Annotated in this window: 16 protein-coding genes; 7 read left to right on the top strand and 9 right to left on the bottom strand. The window is 67.6% G+C overall.

Translation table 11 applies throughout. From position 1 onward, the window contains the following. Positions 1-37: 37 nt before the first annotated feature. Entirely contained in the window at positions 38-730 is a 693-nt protein-coding gene (locus tag CEW88_RS20405) for a winged helix-turn-helix transcriptional regulator (protein WP_193989099.1), read from the bottom strand. 97 nt (positions 731-827) lie between these two features. On the opposite strand from CEW88_RS20405, the gene CEW88_RS20410 reads away from it, so the two are divergent. The 7 genes from CEW88_RS20410 (at position 828) to CEW88_RS20440 (ending at position 8706) form a co-directional block, all read left to right on the top strand. Next, entirely contained in the window at positions 828-1979 is a 1152-nt protein-coding gene (locus tag CEW88_RS20410; protein ID WP_108970203.1) for an acyl-CoA dehydrogenase family protein, read from the top strand. Between the two features lie 144 nt (positions 1980-2123). Beyond that, entirely contained in the window at positions 2124-2924 is an 801-nt protein-coding gene (locus CEW88_RS20415; RefSeq protein ID WP_159099692.1) for a class I SAM-dependent methyltransferase, read from the top strand. Between the two features lie 104 nt (positions 2925-3028). Next, positions 3029-3988 carry an HlyD family secretion protein gene (locus CEW88_RS20420; protein WP_254694552.1) on the top strand — a complete coding sequence of 320 codons (960 nt, stop codon included), beginning with the start codon at positions 3029-3031 and terminating at the stop codon, positions 3986-3988. Further along, on the top strand, positions 3985-4911 hold the full coding sequence (locus tag CEW88_RS20425) for an ABC transporter ATP-binding protein (protein ID WP_108970205.1): 927 nt from the start codon (positions 3985-3987) through the stop codon (positions 4909-4911). Before CEW88_RS20420 ends, CEW88_RS20425 begins: the two co-directional genes overlap by 4 nt. Continuing rightward, positions 4908-6053, top strand: a complete 1146-nt coding sequence (locus tag CEW88_RS20430; protein WP_108970206.1) for an ABC transporter permease — start codon at positions 4908-4910, stop codon at positions 6051-6053. The genes CEW88_RS20425 and CEW88_RS20430 overlap by 4 nt, the downstream gene beginning before the upstream one ends. Positions 6054-6194: 141 nt before the next feature. Beyond that, the gene (locus CEW88_RS20435; protein ID WP_108970207.1) at positions 6195-7214 is read left to right on the top strand and encodes an LLM class flavin-dependent oxidoreductase; all 1020 of its coding nucleotides are present in this window, start codon (positions 6195-6197) and stop codon (positions 7212-7214) included. A gap of 214 nt (positions 7215-7428) precedes the next feature. Then, positions 7429-8706 (top strand): solute carrier family 23 protein, encoded by a 1278-nt coding sequence (locus tag CEW88_RS20440; RefSeq protein ID WP_108970208.1) that lies wholly within the window; start codon positions 7429-7431, stop codon positions 8704-8706. Between the two features lie 212 nt (positions 8707-8918). Here CEW88_RS20440 and CEW88_RS20445 read toward each other — a convergent pair whose 3' ends face one another. The 8 genes from CEW88_RS20445 to CEW88_RS20480 form a co-directional block, all read right to left on the bottom strand. Next, the gene (locus CEW88_RS20445) at positions 8919-9893 is read right to left on the bottom strand and encodes a class 1 fructose-bisphosphatase (protein WP_108970209.1); all 975 of its coding nucleotides are present in this window, start codon (positions 9891-9893) and stop codon (positions 8919-8921) included. A 299-nt stretch (positions 9894-10192) separates the two neighbouring features. Beyond that, on the bottom strand, positions 10193-10576 hold the full coding sequence (locus tag CEW88_RS20450) for a RidA family protein (RefSeq protein ID WP_108970210.1): 384 nt from the start codon (positions 10574-10576) through the stop codon (positions 10193-10195). Then, positions 10573-11199 carry a TetR family transcriptional regulator C-terminal domain-containing protein gene (locus tag CEW88_RS20455; RefSeq protein ID WP_108970211.1) on the bottom strand — a complete coding sequence of 209 codons (627 nt, stop codon included), beginning with the start codon at positions 11197-11199 and terminating at the stop codon, positions 10573-10575. The genes CEW88_RS20450 and CEW88_RS20455 overlap by 4 nt, the downstream gene beginning before the upstream one ends. Further along, entirely contained in the window at positions 11174-11818 is a 645-nt protein-coding gene (locus tag CEW88_RS20460) for an NAD(P)H-dependent oxidoreductase (protein ID WP_108970212.1), read from the bottom strand. The genes CEW88_RS20455 and CEW88_RS20460 overlap by 26 nt, the downstream gene beginning before the upstream one ends. A 17-nt stretch (positions 11819-11835) precedes the next feature. Beyond that, on the bottom strand, positions 11836-12846 hold the full coding sequence (locus CEW88_RS20465; RefSeq protein ID WP_108970213.1) for an ABC transporter substrate-binding protein: 1011 nt from the start codon (positions 12844-12846) through the stop codon (positions 11836-11838). Between the two features lie 29 nt (positions 12847-12875). Continuing rightward, positions 12876-14267, bottom strand: coding sequence for an FAD-binding oxidoreductase (locus CEW88_RS20470; RefSeq protein WP_108970214.1), 1392 nt, complete (start codon positions 14265-14267; stop codon positions 12876-12878). Further along, entirely contained in the window at positions 14264-15433 is a 1170-nt protein-coding gene (locus CEW88_RS20475; protein WP_108970215.1) for an amidohydrolase family protein, read from the bottom strand. The genes CEW88_RS20470 and CEW88_RS20475 overlap by 4 nt, the downstream gene beginning before the upstream one ends. A gap of 3 nt (positions 15434-15436) precedes the next feature. Then, positions 15437-16273, bottom strand: a complete 837-nt coding sequence (locus CEW88_RS20480) for an ABC transporter permease (protein ID WP_108970415.1) — start codon at positions 16271-16273, stop codon at positions 15437-15439. Between the last annotated feature and the right edge of the window lie 10 nt (positions 16274-16283).

Consider the following 16283-nt stretch of genomic DNA (forward strand, 5'->3'; position numbering starts at 1 on the left):
GTCCTCGGCCCGGGCAGGAGGTCCCTCTCTGACGCGCTCAGTCCACCATGCGGTGCTGCGGCGCGAAGACGCTGAGTTTCAGCCAGGTCTTCAGGCGGGTTTCCAACTCCGGCACGGCGTCGATCTGGATATGCCCGGCGTCGATCTCGTCGGGCAGCCGGGACAGGCCCATCCAGACCGAGGTCATCGCCCGCAGGTCGGCCGTCACGAGGATGTCGACCTCGTAGCCGGGGTCAAATTTGCACAGGTCGGTGTCGTCGGTGCCGACGACGAGCCACCAGTCGCGCAGGTTTTCCCCGATTTCCGGGTACAGAAACTGAATCGTGCAGCGCCGGTCGGGGCGCGGATCCGGGTCGAAATTCCGGCGGATGTCCCACATGAGAAGCGATGGGTCGAGGTTGCGCAGCGACAGGCGCGACTCGACCCAGCGCTGCCCCCAGTTGCCGATGCCCATCACGATCGGGCGCAGGTCCTCACCCGCCGGGGTGAGCTGGTATTCCTGTGTGCCGCGATCTGTCTGCACCGTACGGATCACCCCGGCCAGCTCCAACTCCTTGAGGCGTTTGGACAAAAGGCTGGGCGACATTTTCGGAACGCCCTTGCGGATGTCGTTGAAGCGGGTCGATCCGCAGAGCAGTTCGCGCACGACAAGCGGCGTCCAGCGCGTGCAGAAGACCTCGGACGCCATCGAGATCGGGCAAAACTGCCCATAGAGGTTGGTGATCTCCATGCGAAGGATCATACACGAGCCGATTCATTTCCTGAACTATCGCTCTGTGTCGACTCTGTCATGCTCGTGGGACGACAGGGAATGAAAGGACCACGAGATGACCGAGATCGAGACCCTCGACCGCCCGGCGACGCGGGACTTCACCGCCATCGCCGAGGACTTCGCGGCCAGCTGCGGCAAGCACGCCATGGCCCGTGACGATGACGACAGCTTCGTTGCCGAGAACTACCGCAGGGCCAAGGAGGCCGGGCTCATCGACGCGGGCGTTCCGGCAGACCTGGGTGGTGGCGGCGCCGATGTCCGCGCCCTCTGCGACATGCTGCGCCGCGTGGCGCATGGGTGCTCGTCCACCGCGCTGGCGCTGTCGATGCACACCCACCAGGTCGCCTTTCCCGCCTGGCGCTGGCACCACCAGCAAGCGACGCGGGACAAGACCGAGCCGTTGCTGAAAAGGATCGCTGCCGAGAAGCTCGTGCTGCTCTCCTCCGGCGGCGGCGACTGGATCGGTGGATCGGGCAAGGCCGAACCGGTCGAGGGCGGCTACCGGATCACCGCCCGCAAGATGTTCGTCTCGGGCGCGCCGGCCGGGGATCTGCTGATGACCAGCGCGATCTCACCCGAAGAGGGCGGCACGATCCTGCATTTCCCATGCCCCATGGCGGCGCCCGAGGTCTCGGTGCTCGACACCTGGCACACGCTGGGAATGCGCGGCACGGGCAGCCACGACGTGATGATCGAGGGGCTATTCGTGCCCGCCGAAAAAGTTGCTGTGAAACGTCCGCAAGGCAGGTGGCACCCAATCTTCTTCATGCTGGGCACGATCGCTTTTCCGATCATCTACGCGGTCTACCTCGGCGTCGCCGAGCGGGCGCGGGATCTCGCGGTGGAGATCGCCACGCGGCGCCCGGCCTCGCGCCTGCTGCGCGACCGTGCCGGGCGGATGGAGACAGCGCTCTGCAGCGCGCGGCTCGCCCACGCGCACATGGTCGCGACCTGCGAGTTGAACACGCCCGGCGCCAAGATGGTCGGGCAGGTGATGACCGGCCGCCGGCTGGTCGAGGAGAACGCGATCCGCACGGTCGAACTGGCCATGGAACTGGCGGGCGGCGCGGGCTTCTACCGCAAGGCGGAACTCGAGCGGCTGTTCCGCGACATCCAAGCCGCACGCTACCACCCGCTGCAGAAGGAGATACAGTCTGAATACGTCGGCGCCCTCGCGCTCGGTCAGTCGATCGACGAGATCTTCTGAACCGCCTCCCAGCCCCTCGCGGCGTTGACGGGCCGCGGCGCCCTCCGGACACCTCCCCGGGGGCGCCGCGCGCTGCCCGGCGGCAGAGCGCCTGTGCTATACTGCGCCGCATCGATGCTCTGACGACAGGAGGAGGCGATGGGCATGGGAAAACAAGACGCTGCCACGGGCCAGATCACGGCAGAGGCGGCGCGGGTCTACGAATCGTTCTTCGTTCCGGCGCTCTTCGGGCAATTTGCCCCTTGGCTGGTCGAGGCGGCGGGCATCCGGGGCGGCGGCCGGGTACTCGACGTGGCGACAGGCACCGGCGTCGTGGCCCGGGCGGCGCTCAAGCGCGGCGCGAGCGTGAGCGCGGTGGACATCAACGAGGGCATGCTGACGGTGGCACGCGAGCTGGAGCCGCATGTGAACTTTCAGCGCGCACCGGCCGAGGCGCTGCCCTTCGACGACGATGCCTTCGACGCGGTGACCTGCCAGTTCGCGCTGATGTTCTTCGAGGACCGCGTGCAGGCGCTGCGCGAGATGCGGCGGGTCTGCCATCCGGGCGGGCACGTGGCGGTCTCGGTCTTCGATGCCTGGGAGGAGTCGCCGGGCTACCGCGATCTCATTCCCCTGCTTGGCGAGATCATGGGCGAGGAGGCGGCGGGGGCGCTCAAGGCGCCTTTCTGCCTCGGCGATCCGGCGGAGCTCGCGGCCCTGCTCGACGACGCGGGGCTCGGCGCCGCGCAGCGCATCCACAAGACCGGGCAGATCCGCCATAGCTCGCTCGAGGCCTGGCTCGACACGGAAATCGGCGGCTGGACGCTGGCCAGCATGGCAACGCCGGAGATCATGACCGCGCTCAAGGCAGCGGCGGAGACAAGGCTCGGCCAGTATCGCAACGCCGACGGCACTGTGTCCTTCGAGGCGCCAGCGGTCTTTGCCATAGCCGAAGTGGAACCCTGAGGTGAGTGCCGCAAGACCTTGATCAAAATCATGGACTCGCGCTGCCTTGCGGGCGAGGCTGGCCGGGACGGATGCCGCGCGTGTCCAGAACGGGAGAGGGTGGCATGCTGGCAATGCTCAAGGGTCTGGCGGGTCTGGCGGTGCTGCTGCCGTTCGGTATCAAGTCTTGTGACGGACCGCCCGCCGACGTGGCGCTTGGCCAGTTGATGCGCGAGCGCGTGCTGCTGACCGCCACCGCCAACGAGCTCATCACCGATCTGCCCATCGCCGAGGGCAGCGCGGTGAAGGCGGGCGACGTGCTGGTCCACCTCGACGACAGCCTGCAGCAGGCGCAGGTGGCGGTGGCGCAGGCGCAGCTCGCCGAGGCGGAGGCCGATCTCGAGCGGATGCGCACCGGTGCCCGCCCCGAGGAATTCGCCATCGCCGAGGCGCGGGTCGAGGGGGCCCGCGCGGTCTACCAGGAGGCGCAGGCCAGCTACGAGCGCAACGCCCGGCTGGTCGAGACCGGCACAGTCACCGCCGCCCGGCTGGACGAGGTGGTGGCGCAGCGCAACTCGGCGCTGGCCGAGCTGACCAGCGCCGAGCAGTCGCTGCAGGAGCTGCGGATCGGCGCCCGCGCCGAGGACATCCGCATCGCCGAGGCGCATGTGACCGCCGCCGAGGCGCAGGTCACCGCAGAGCGGACCCGGCTGGACAATCTGACCATCCGCGCCTCGCGCGACGGGCTGCTCGACAGCCTGCCGTGGAACCGCGGTGAGCGGGTGCCCCTCGGCAGCCCTGTTGCGGTGCTGCTGACCGGCGACCGACCCTACGCGCGCATCTATGTGCCCGAAGCCGCCCGCGCCAGGCTGGCCATCGGCGATGCGGTCTCGATCAGCCTGGACGGAGACAGCGCGGTCTACCAGGGCACCCTGCGTTGGATCAGCAACGAGCCTGCCTTCACGCCTTATTACGCGCTCAACCAGGAGCAGCGCAGTCGGCTCGTCTACCCAGCCGAGGTGGCGCTTCCCCAAGCGGCGGCAGAGCTGCCAGCGGGGCTTCCGGTCTCGGCACATCTGCCATGAGCGAGGCGGTTGCCCAAACCTTCGGGCTCACGCGGCGCTTCGGAGACAAGCTGGCGGTGGACGGGCTCGATCTCGCGATCCCCAAAGGCGTGGTCTATGGGGTTCTCGGGCCCAATGGCTCGGGCAAGACCACTGCGATGCGGATGCTGACCGGGCTTCTGACGCCCTCGTCGGGCCATGCAGAAGTTCTCGGCGCGCACCTGCCCGGCGAGGCCGAGGCGGTGAAGCGGCGGATCGGCTACATGACGCAGGGCTTCACCTACTACCGCGACCTGACGGTGCTGGAGAACCTGCGCTTCATCGCCGAGATCCACGATCTTCCCGCGCGCCGCAAACGCCAGCGCATCGACGAGCTGATGGACACCTACAGGCTGCGCGAGCAGGCGAACGTGCTGGCCGGGGCGCTGAGCGGCGGCCAGCGTCAGCGCCTCGCGCTGGCGGCCACGGTGATGCACGAGCCTGAGTTGCTGTTCCTCGACGAGCCGACGGCCGCGGTCGATCCCGAGTCCCGCCGTGCCTTCTGGGAGCAGCTCTTCGATCTCGTCGATGCCGGCACCACGATGATCGTCTCGACCCACCTGATGGACGAGGCCGAGCGGTGCCACCGGATCGCCATCCTCGACCACGGACGAAAATGCGCCGACGGCACCCCGCGGGCGCTGATGGACCGGATCGCCGGGCGGGCGGTGGAAGTGGAGTCCGCGGATCCCCGCCGCATCGGTCGGGCGATCTCGGGGCGGGAGTGGATCGTGTCGGTGGCGCAAATCGGCGAACGTTTGCGGGTCCTGGTGGCCGAGGGCACCGGCGATCCCGAGGCGCTGGTGAGAGCGGCGCTCACAGGTCACCCCGACACCAGGGTGCGGGCGATCTTTCCCAATCTCGAGGACGTCTTCGTGCTGGCAACCCACGGACAAGACCGATGATCTCCGGCCGTCGCATCCTCGCGATCCTGCGCAAGGAACTGCTGCAGCTGCGGCGCGACCGGATGACATTTGGTATGATCGTGATGATCCCGCTGATCCAGCTGGTGCTCTTCGGCTACGCGATCAACACGGAGATCCGCCACATTCCCGCTGTGCTGGTCGACCAGAGCGAGAGCAGCCTCAGCCGCAGCCTCGTGCAGATGGTCGAGGCGACGCAGGTGATCCGTTTCGAGCAGCGCGTCGCCACCGTCGCCGAAGCCGAACGCGCCATCGTCCGCGCCGAGGTCCGTGCCGCCTTCATCATTCCGGAGGACGTGGCGCAGAGACTGGTGCGCAGCCCGGCGATCGGCAGCCGTTTCGCCGACGGACTGCAGCAGGTCGGGGCCCGGCCCATCGCGCAATGGGTGGCGGACGGGTCGGACACGCTGGTCGCCGCGGCGATCCGCTCGCTGCGCTCCATGCCGCTCGGCGAGATGTTCCGGGAGTCCAGCAATACCGCCACGCCGACCTTCGAGGTCACGCTCTTCTACAACCCCGAGCAGCGCTCGGTGGTGAACATCGTGCCGGGGCTGGTGGGCATCATCCTGACCATGACGATGATCATGTTCACCTCGGCGGCGATCGTCCGCGAAAGCGAGCGCGGCAATATGGAGATGCTGATCACCACACCGATCCGCCCGGTCGAGATCATGATCGGCAAGATCATCCCCTATGTCGGCATCGGCCTTATCCAGGTGGGGATCATCCTCGGTCTGGGCGCGCTGCTCTTTTCGGTGACCGTCGCCGGATCGCTCTGGGTGCTGCTGCTGGTGACGCTGCTCTTCATCGTCGCCAGCCTGTCGCTGGGGCTGGTGCTCTCGACTCTGGCCAGCAACCAGCTGCAGGCCATGCAGATGACGGTCTTCGTGCTGATGCCGTCGATCCTGCTCTCGGGCTTCATGTTCCCCTACGAGGGCATGCCCCGCGGCGCGCAGCTGATCGCCGACCTGCTGCCCGCGACCCACTTCATGCGGATCATCCGCGGCGTGGTGCTGCGCGATGCAGGGCTCATCGATCTGCTCCCCGACAGCCTCTGGCTGCTCGGCTTCGCGCTGCTGGGGTTGGGGCTGGCCTCGCTTCGGTTCCGCAAGCGGCTCGACTGATCCGGCCACCCGCGCACAGGGCCTGCGCTTGGGCAAACAGCCGCCCGGCTTGCGGGCCCTGCCCCCGAATGACTAGCTATGGCTCAAACGGGCCCGGCAGAGGGGGCTTTCCGCTGCCGCCGCAGCCCAAGGAGTATCGCTATGAAGAAGATCGGCTTCCTGTCCTTCGGACATTGGTCCCCGCAACGCGGCTCGGCCACCCGCACCGCCTCGGACGCGCTGCTGCAGGCCATCGACCTGTCGGTCGCCGCCGAGGAGCTGGGGCTCGACGGCGCCTATTTCCGCGTCCACCACTTCGCCCGCCAGCACGCCAGCCCCTTCCCTCTGCTCGCCGCCGTCGGCGCGCGGACCAAGAAGATCGAGATCGGCACCGGCGTCATCGACATGCGCTACGAGAACCCGCTCTACATGGCCGAGGATGCCGGCGCCGCCGACCTCATCAGCCAGGGACGGCTGCAACTCGGCATCAGCCGCGGCAGCCCCGAGCAGGTGGTCGAGGGCTGGCGCTACTTCGGCTATGCCCCGGAGGAGGGCGAGACGGATGCGGACCTTGGCCGCCGCCACGCGCAGGTCTTCCTGCAGATGCTCGAGGGCCACGGCTTTGCCGAGCCGAACCCGCGCCCGATGTTCCCCAACCCGCCGGGCAAACTGCGGCTCGAGCCGCATTCCGAGGGGTTGAAGGATCGCATCTGGTGGGGCGCAGGCTCCAACAAGACCGCCGAATGGGCCGCCATGCTGGGGATGAACCTGCAAAGCTCGACGCTCAAGGATGACGAGACCGGCGAGCCCTTCCACATCCAGCAGGCGCAGCAGATCCACGCCTACCGCGAGGCGTGGAAATCGGCGGGCCATGCGCGCAAGCCGCGGGTCTCGGTCAGCCGCTCGATCTTTGCGATCACCAGTGACGAGGACCGGATGTACTTCGGCTCCGGCGGCAAGGAAAAGGACTCGGTGGGCTTCATCGAGCAACAGCGCTCGATCTTCGGCCGCTCCTATGCCGACGAGCCCGACAAGCTGATCGAGCAGCTGAAGGCCGACGAGGGCATCAGAGAAGCCGACACGCTGTTGCTGACCATCCCGAACTCGCTGGGGGTCGATTACAACGCCCATGTGCTCGAGAACATCCTGACCCACGTCGCCCCCGCCCTCGGCTGGCGCTGAGCCGCATCCTACCGCATCGCCCGGACCTAACGCCGGGCGATGCCGGCAGAACTGTCCCCCCTCCCCTCTCCCCTGCGCACCCAAGCCCGCGAAATCCCGCCCCAAGGGTGCGGCACCGACGCGCGCATCCCGGATTTCCGGTGCGGAACCTCTCACATTCGCGTGCAAATGCCGCTAAGGCGTCGCGCAGAGAGAGTCTTCCCAGGAGAGAGCAATGTCATATTTCCCCCGATGGCGCGTCGGCACGGGTCAGGTGATCATGCCGGACGAGCGCCTGCCCGGCGCGGCCTCGGTTCCGATGGGCATCCAGCACCTGCTGGCCATGTCCGGCTCGACCATCGTCGCCCCGATCCTGATGGGCTTCGATCCCAACGTCGCGGTGTTCTTCTCGGGCATCGGCACGCTGCTCTTCTTCATCATCACCGCGGGCCGTGTGCCGAGCTACCTCGGCTCCTCCTTCGCCTTCATCGCGGTGGTGCTGGCGGTGCTCGGGCAAGAGGGCGCGACCATCGCCCATGCGCTCGGCGGGATCATCGCTTGCGGCGCGCTCTACGCGCTGATCGGCCTGATCGTCATGGCGGTCGGCTACGGATGGGTGGAAAAGCTGATGCCCCCCGTCGTGACCGGCACCATCGGCATCGCCATCGGCCTCAACCTCGCGCCGGTCGCCGTGGACCAGCTCAACGCCTTCGGCTCCCCCACCCCCGCGCATCTGACGATCGCGCTGCTGACGGTGCTCTGCATGGCGATGGTCTCCTGCTACGGCCCCTCGGGCACGCGGCGGCTGTCGGTCCTGCTGGCGCTGGTCTTCGGTTACGCGCTGGTGCTGCTGCTGGGCAACGGGCTGGGAATCATGCCGGGCATCGACTTCTCTGCGGTCGGCACGGCGGATTGGTTCGGCCTGCCACGGTTCCAGACACCCGAGTTCCACTGGTCCGCGATCACCCTCATTGCCCCGGTCGCCATCGTGCTGGTCGCCGAGAATCTCGGTCACATCAAGGCGCTGGGGGCGATCACCGGCAAGGACATGGATCCCTACATCGGCCGCGGCTTCTTCGCCGACGGGCTGGCGACCATGGTCGCGGGCTCGGGCGGCGGCACGGGTGTCACCACCTACGCCGAGAACATCGGCGTCATGGCAATGACCAAGGTCTACTCGACGCTGGTCTTCGTGATCGCCGCCATCGTTGCGATCTGCCTCGGGCTCTCGCCTAAGTTCGGCGCGCTGCTGCAGACGATCCCGGCGCCGGTGCTGGCGGGTCTGTCGGTCGCGGTCTTCGGGCTCATCGCCTCGGCCATGGCGCGAATCTGGATCGAGAACCGGGTGGATTTCTCGGATCCGCGCAACCTCTTCACCGCAGGCATCGCGCTGATTTTCGGCGCCGGGGACTTCACGCTGCATCTCGGCGATTTCGCGCTTGGCGGTATCGGCACATCTACGCTGGCGGCGCTGCTGCTCTATCAGCTGCTCGGCATCGGCCGCGAAGCCTGACCGTCGACAAGAAAACAGACGGCCCCCACCGCCCACGGTGGGGGCTTTTTGCCGGGGCTTTCGGAACCGCGCCCCCGCAAGTGCCCAAAAATCAGGCAAGCCAGCCCGGGCCCATACCTGCTTGATCCAACGCCCCGCTTATCCACAGCTCCATCCCCCGCCGATGGGGAGAACTCCCGCGCTCCGGCGACGGCGACAGCGCCGCGGAAGGGTCAGCCGTGCCGCGCGATATACTCCTCGATCCGCGCCACCTCTTCGTCGGACCCGAAGATCAGCGGGCAGAACCCATGCGGCGTCTCGGGCGTCAGATCGAGGATCCGCCGCCGTCCGTCGCTCGCGCGGCCCCCGGCCTGCTCGACCATGAAGGCAATCGGCACGGCCTCGTAGGCAAGCCGCAGCCGCCCCTGCTCGTAGCCCTTGCGCCCGTCCTGTGGGTAGAGAAAGGCGCCGCCCTTGAGCATGATCCGGTGCAAATCGCCCACCGCCGCCGCCAGCCAGCGCATGTTGTAGGTCTTGCCCAGCGGGCCGTCCTTTCCGGCGCGCATGTCCTGCGCATAGGCCTGCAGTCCCGGAGCCCAGTGCCGCTCGTTCGAGGCGTTGACGGCGATCATCGAGGTGGTCCGCCTGAGGCGGATGTTCTCGGCGGTGATGCGGAAATCCCCGGCACGGCGATCGAGCGTCGCGATATGCACGCCGTCGCCAAGCGACCAGGCGAAATCCACAGAATGGCCAAAGCAGGCATAGCCCGCCGCCACCGCCTCGGAGCCCGGGCGGCGGAAGCTGCCATCGCCGGCGGGGTAGATCACGAAAAGCATGCCCAAGAGCGCGCAGATGCCGATCGAGCCGGACCCGTCGATCGGATCCATGGCCACATCGAACGCCCCGTCGGGATCAAGCGTCACCACCGCCTCGGCCTCTTCCGACAGAACGTGGCGGACGTTGCAGCCCGCGAGAGCCTTCAGCATGTGCTCATGCGCGCCGACGTCGAGCGCCTTCTGCGCATCGCCGCTTTCGTTGTCGCCGACGATCTGCGCCGGATCGCCGGTCAGAAGACCCTCGGCCAGCCGGTCCGCGATAGCAGGGAGCGCCTCGGCGATATGCCGCACGATGCGCGCGGCGCCGTCATCTGCCAGCCGCATGTGCAGCGCGTCGCCGCGGGGCGGGTGGTCGTTCGGGAGAGTCAACATGATGGGTCGTCCTGTGGGTTTCCGCGCGCTCTGCGCTTGCCTTGCCGATTTAGCGCCCCGCGGCCGCCGAGGAAATGCCGCGCGTCAGGCCCCGGTGCCAAAGGCACTTCCCGTATAACGCACCACGACACCTCTTCTCGAAGGGACGCGCGGCCGCTGTGACCCGGCCGTTACGTCACCTGCGGCACCTGCCACGGCAAATGACAATGCCAGCCAGGGGCGCCCTGCCGGCGAAAGCCGCCACCGGACGGCAGATGGTGCATGATAGCAGACAATTCCGCCGTGAGATCAGACGGCTGTCAGCCCCGGCGCAGCGCCAGCGCCTCGACCTCGACAAGGAATTCCGGGCGGGTGAACCCAGAGACGATCATCAGCGTCGAGGCCGGCTTCACATCGAGATCGGCGCAGGCGCGGTCGCGGGCGGCCATGTAGCCCTGCATGTCCTCGCGCCGGGTTACAAAGGCCGAGAAGCGCAGCACGTCCGAGAAATCCAGCCCATCCTCGGCAAGGATTGCCCGCACCGCCTCGAAGCAGAAATCGGCCTGCGCCTCGACACCGTCCGGGATCGCGCCGTCGGGGCGCAGCGCCAGCTGGCCCGAGGTCACCACCACCGGACCGGCGGCGATGCCGTGCGAATACTGGCCGAAGGGCGCGGCGATGCTCTTGGGGGCAAGCGGTTTCATCGGGTCCGTCCTTCGTCTTTCAGTCCGGCGCGGGCAAGAAAGAGCTGCACCGCCTCCGCCGCGATGCGCTCGAAATCCATCTCGGCTCCGGGATCAACGCCCAGCACGCGGCGGCTCTGGAGTTCGTAATCGGCATAGTGCTGGGTCACCGCCCAGATGTTCATCATGAAGAGCAGCGGGTCGACCGGGGTCATCCGCCCCTCGTCGACCCAGCGCTGGATCACCGCCGTCGCCTCGCGCACCGAGGCGTGCAACCCCTCCCATTTACCGCCCATCTCGGGCGCGCCGCGCCCAAGTTCCTGCAGGAACAGCCGCGAGGCTTCGGGGCAGTCGAGCGCCAGCCGCAGCTTGAGCCGCACGTAACCGGTGATCACCTCGGCAGGATCGTCGGACTCGCCCACGAAGAAGATGTCGCGCCACTGCCCGATGATGCCATCTAGCACCTCGCGGTAGAGGTCCTCTTTCGAGGTGATGTAGTAATGCAGCTGCGCCTTGGTGATCCCCGCGGCCTTGGCAAGCTGCTGCGTGGAGGTTCCCGACAGACCGGTGCTGGCGAATTCGCGTAGCGCCGCCTCGCGGATGGCGTCGTGGATTTCCTTACGCTTCAGACGTGCGGCGCTCATCGCTCTTCCTCTGGATTGCCGGTCCGCCGAACCGGGACATGCGGGTGCCGACCTTTGCGAGAAAGGCCTTCAGGTCCCGTGGTTTGCGGTGGTTCATGTCGTGTAGCTGCAACCATGTCACGCGGCAACGCGGGTGAAACAAGACACGGTAGCCCCGCGCCAGCATCGAGCGCCCGGGATCGCGGATCAGCCGCAGCCACCACCAGGGCGAGCCCGAGGTGGTGATCACCGCGAAATGGCGGATGTTCTGCAACCTGCCGGTGGCACGCATCTTGGTGGCGCTGGCGACCTCGAAGGCGACGCCGGGCAGCCAGACCCGCTCCATCCAGCCCTTGAGAATGGCGGGCGGGCCGTACATCCATGTGGGATAGACAAACACCAGCCCCTCGGCCCGGCGCAGCGCCGCGACATGCGGCGCCACGCGGGCGATCAGCCGATCGGTGTTCGAAACGTACTCGGCCCAATCCTCGGCAGAGAGAACCGGATCGAAGTTCTCGGCGTAAAGGTCGATCACCTCGACCTTGTGCCCGGCCCGCAAGAGGCTCTCGCGGGCCGTGGCGAGAAGGGCGGCCCCATAGCTTTCCCGGCACGGGTGAGCAAAAACGATCAGGACGCGCATGGCACCGCCTCTCCAGCTCAGTTGGCTTCGGCGGCCGTCTTGATCTCGATGCCGTGGCGCTTGTTGACGAAGGACGTGTCGGCCACCTTCGACAGATCAAGACCGCCCTCCTCGAGGATGCCGCTGTTCACCGCGGTCTCGTAGAAGGCGGCGATGCGCGCGTCGGTCATCGCGCCAATGCCAAGCTCGAGCGCGTCGCCGCTGTCGATGATGCCAAGCTCGCGCACCTGCGCCATCTCGGCGTCCAGCTTCTCGACGGTCAGCTCGGGGTTGGCGGCGATGATCGCCTCGTAGCCGGCGGTGTGATCCCCATAGAGGAAGGTGTACCAGCCCTCGATCGAGGCATCGACGAAGCGCTGCACCACGTCGGGGTTCTCGTCGATCATCTGCTGGCGGGTCTCGATGGTGGTGGCATAGGTGTTCCAGCCGTAATCCGCCATGAGATAGGTCGCGACGTCGGCACCCTCGGCCGCGGCGTAGAGCGGCTCGGCGGTGGCATAGGCCTGCTGCACCATCTTCTCGTCGCTGAGGAACTGCGCGAGGTTGTAACCGTAGGGGCGCACCTGCTCGTCCCGGAAACCGAAGTCCTGCACCATCCATTTCCAGTAGGAGAACTGCCCGTCCTTGGAGAGCAGGATCTCGGGCGCGGTGGTCAGGTCCTCCCAGCTGTCGTAGGCGCCTTCATGGGCGATGAGCGCCTGCGGGTCCTTCTGGAAGATCGCGGCGACGACGGTGGTGGGGATGCCGTTGCGCACGTTGTCGAAGGACAGCAGCAGGTTGCCCGCCATCAGGAAGTCGAGCTTGCCGGCGATCAGCATGGGGCGGTTGTTCACCTGCGGGCCACCCTGACGGATCTCGACCTCGAGTCCGTATTTCTCGTAGGTGCCGTCCGCCAGCGCCTGGTAAAAGCCGCCGTGGCCGCCCTGCGCCAGCCAGTTGGTGCCAAAGACGACCTTGTCGCCGGCAAAGGCCGCAGATGCCGCGAGCGAGGCCGCCAGTGCGGTCAGGGAAACGGAGAGAGTTTTCATTTCTTGGGGTCCTGTTGGTTGGGGTCTTGTTATGCGCTGCGCGCCATCTCGGGGTGCCAGCCCCGGGTCTTGCCCGGGTTCATCAGGCCATAGGGGTCGGCCCGTTTCTTGAAGTCGATCTGCGCCGTGTCGATGGTCTTCATGCCGCCATCCTCGATGGTCACCACATGCGGGTCGAAGATCGTGCAGCCGTCCGCTTCCAGCTCGGCGATCAGCGCGTACATCGCGTCCTTGCCGCGGAAGCGCACCAGCGGCAGGGCGAAGATCTGGATCTCGCCGTCCTGCCGCGCCATCTCGTGGTGCCAGAACATTTCGTCGCCGTAGCGCTCCATCTGGCGCATCACGAGGGCCGGATCGAAGGGGCGCGGGTAGGCGACCTGCAGGTAGGTCCAGCCCTTGTCGACCTTCAGCGCCTGCAGCGTGGTGTGGTTCCAGCCACATTCATAGGCGGGCTGCAGGCGGTTCTCGTGGATCTCCTCCATGGTCATGGCAAAGGAGATGCTCGCGCCCTCGGCCTCGGCCCGGGCGCGGAAGCGGTCCATGTCCGTCGGCGCGACCATGGCGAAGACCGCGTCGCGGTCCTCGGGGAAATAGCCCTCGAACTTGCGATAATAGGGCGCGAAGCGGCGCTCGACTGGGGTCAGCAAGTAGCAATCGAGGCCATCTTCCTGCGCGGCGGTGGCAAAGCGCAGCGCCTTGTCGTAGCCGTCGAAAAGCGCGGCGGTGTGCAGCCAGTCGGTCGAGGGGGTGAGCGCCAGCCCCACCTCCAGCACGATGCCGTTGGTGCCATAGGCGTGGTGCACCTTCTGCACGTCGGGCCCATGCAGCTCGATCACCTGCGGCTCTTCCTCGAGCGTGAGTACCTTGAGGTAGGTGAGGTTGCCCTCGTCGCGCAGCATGCCGTGGCGCAGCGAGCCGATACCGCCCGAGCCGCCCGCAATGAAGCCGCCGATGGTGGCGAGGCTGCGGGTCGAGGGGTACATGGTCAGCTCCTGCCCGGTCTCGCGCGAAGCGTCGTCAAGCTTCGACATGCGGATGCCCGCCTCCACATGGGCGTGGCCGGGGGTGATCTCGAGGATCCGATTCAGCCGTGTCAGGTCGATGACCAACCCGCCGTCGAGCGGCACGCATTGCCCGTAGTTGCCGGTGCCGCCGCCGCGCAGGGTGACGGGCACCTTGTGGCGGGCGGCCGCCGCGGCAACGCGGATCACCTCGTCCTGATCCTGCGGGATCACCACCAGCTCGGCGCGCTTGTCCTTCAGCTCGGCGTCGAGGATCGGGCTGTACCAGAAGTAATCCTTGGACCGCGCCTCGAGCGCGCGTTCGTCGTCGTAAAAGCGCAGCCCGTCGAGGTCCTGCCGCAGGGCGGCGAGCGCCTCGGCGTGGCGGCCCTTGGGCGCGGCCAGTTGCGTGTCGGTCATGCGAGGTCTCCGGAGGTCTCGGGAATGGGGGCACCGCCGCGCCAGACAGTACGCGCCGCGCGAGGGCGGTTCAGCGCATCGTCGAGCCCGGTGGCGGCGATATGGATGAAGTCGGCGGGGGCGCCGGCCTTGAGCGCAAAGTCATGTCCCAGCCAGCGCGCCGGGGTCTCGGTGACGCTGTCGAGCCATCCGGCGGGATCAAGATGCCCGGCGAGCACGGCCATGCGGTAGACGTCGAAAAGGTCGTAATCGCCCTGCGGGTAGAACGGATCGCAGACGTTGTCCGAGGCCAGCATGACCGGCATTCCTGCCGCGCGCGCTTCGTGGATGGGCGCGAGGCCCCGCAGCCGCGGGGTGCGATCGGGCGTGGCGTCTTGCAGGAAGGCGTTGGTGGTCGGCAGGGTGCAGAGCGCCATGCCCGCCTCCGCCGCCCGGCCCAGCAGATCGGCCACCGCGCCCTCCGGGCGCACCGAAAGCGAACAGCAGTGGCCCACCAGCACCCGGCCCGCCATCCCGCGCGCCTCGGTCTCCTGCAGGATTGCATCGAGCCCCTGCGCTTCCGGGTCGAGCCCCTCGTCGACGTGGAAATCGAGCTGCAGGTGGTGTGTCTCGGCAAGGTCGAAGACCCTGCGCAGCTTTGCCGGGATATCCTCGTTGCGGTAGATGAAGGCCCCGAGCACGGCGCCGGTCCCCGCGATTTCCTGCGCAATCCTCGCGCCGACCTCGGGCATGTCATCCAGCGGCGTCAGCGTGGCAAGCTGCAGATCGACCCGGCCGCGCCATTCCTCGGCCAGCTCGCGCAGCACCGGCAGCGCCGCGGGCACCCCGGCCTCGGTCCAATCGACGTGGCTGCGCATCGCCTTGGTGCCATTGGCAAAGGCGCGGCGCAGCCCGCGCGCGGCGCGCTGGCGCAGGTCGCCCGCCGTCCAGTTCGGCTTGTCCCCGGCCATCAGCTCTATCGCCTCGTGCAGCGACTGCGGGCGGCTCGGCACGCGCGCGGCGGTGAAGGTCTTGTCGAGGTGGACATGCGCGTCGGCAAAACAGGGCAACAGCAGGCCGCCCCCCTGCCCCTCCGACGGGGTCAGCGCGGCGATGCGCGCCCCCTCCAGCGTCACGTCCCAATACCCGTCGCGCCCAGCCAGCGCGACGCCGTTCAGCGTGGTCATCGCTCAGCCCTGCCGCTTGATTTCGCTCTCGTGCCAGTGCCCGAGGACCGCGCGCGAGAGCCAGGAGGTGGCGAGGAAGATCAGAATGCCCAGCATCGACACCAGAAGGAGCGCCGCGAACATCCGCGGGATCTCGCCCCGGAAGCTGCTTTCGAGGATGCGTGAGGCAAGGCCCGTGTTCTGCCCGGCGGTGCCGGCGACGAACTCGGCCACCACCGCGCCGATCAGCGCAAGACCCCCGGCGATCTTCAGCGCGGCCATGAAGTAGGGCAGCGCCGAGGGGATCAGCAGGTAGCGCAGGCGCTGCCACTTGGTGGCGCCGTAGAGGGTGAAGAGGTCACGCAGGTTGTGGTCGGCGCTGCGCATCCCGATGGCGGTGTTCGACAGGATCGGGAAAAAGGCGACGATCCAGGCGCAGATCAGCAGCGCGGCGAAGGTGCTGTCGACATAGATCAGGATCAGCGGCGCGATGGCCACCACCGGCGTCACCTGCAGGATCACCGCGAAGGGAAAGAGGCTCATCTCGATGGTGCGCGAGAGCGCAAAGACCATCCCCAGCGCCACGCCGCCGATTATCGCAAGGCCAAGCGACAGCAGCGTCAGCTTGACGGTGAACCAGGCGCTCGACAGCAGCGAGGGTCCGTCGGTCCAGAGCGTCTCGAGTATGAGGCTCGGTGCCGGGATCAGGTAGTGCGGGACCTCGTTGTAGCGCACGAGGAATTCCCAGAGCCCCAGCGCGCAGAGCAGCGCGGCGCAGGGCATGAGGATCTGCATCCGGCGCTCGCGGCGGGCGACGCGCAGCGCGGGGTCTTCCGAGGCGGGGGCGCTCTTCGCGGCCATGGTGACGGGG

Source organism: Alloyangia pacifica, from assembly GCF_003111685.1.
Lineage (GTDB): Bacteria > Pseudomonadota > Alphaproteobacteria > Rhodobacterales > Rhodobacteraceae > Salipiger > Salipiger pacificus_A.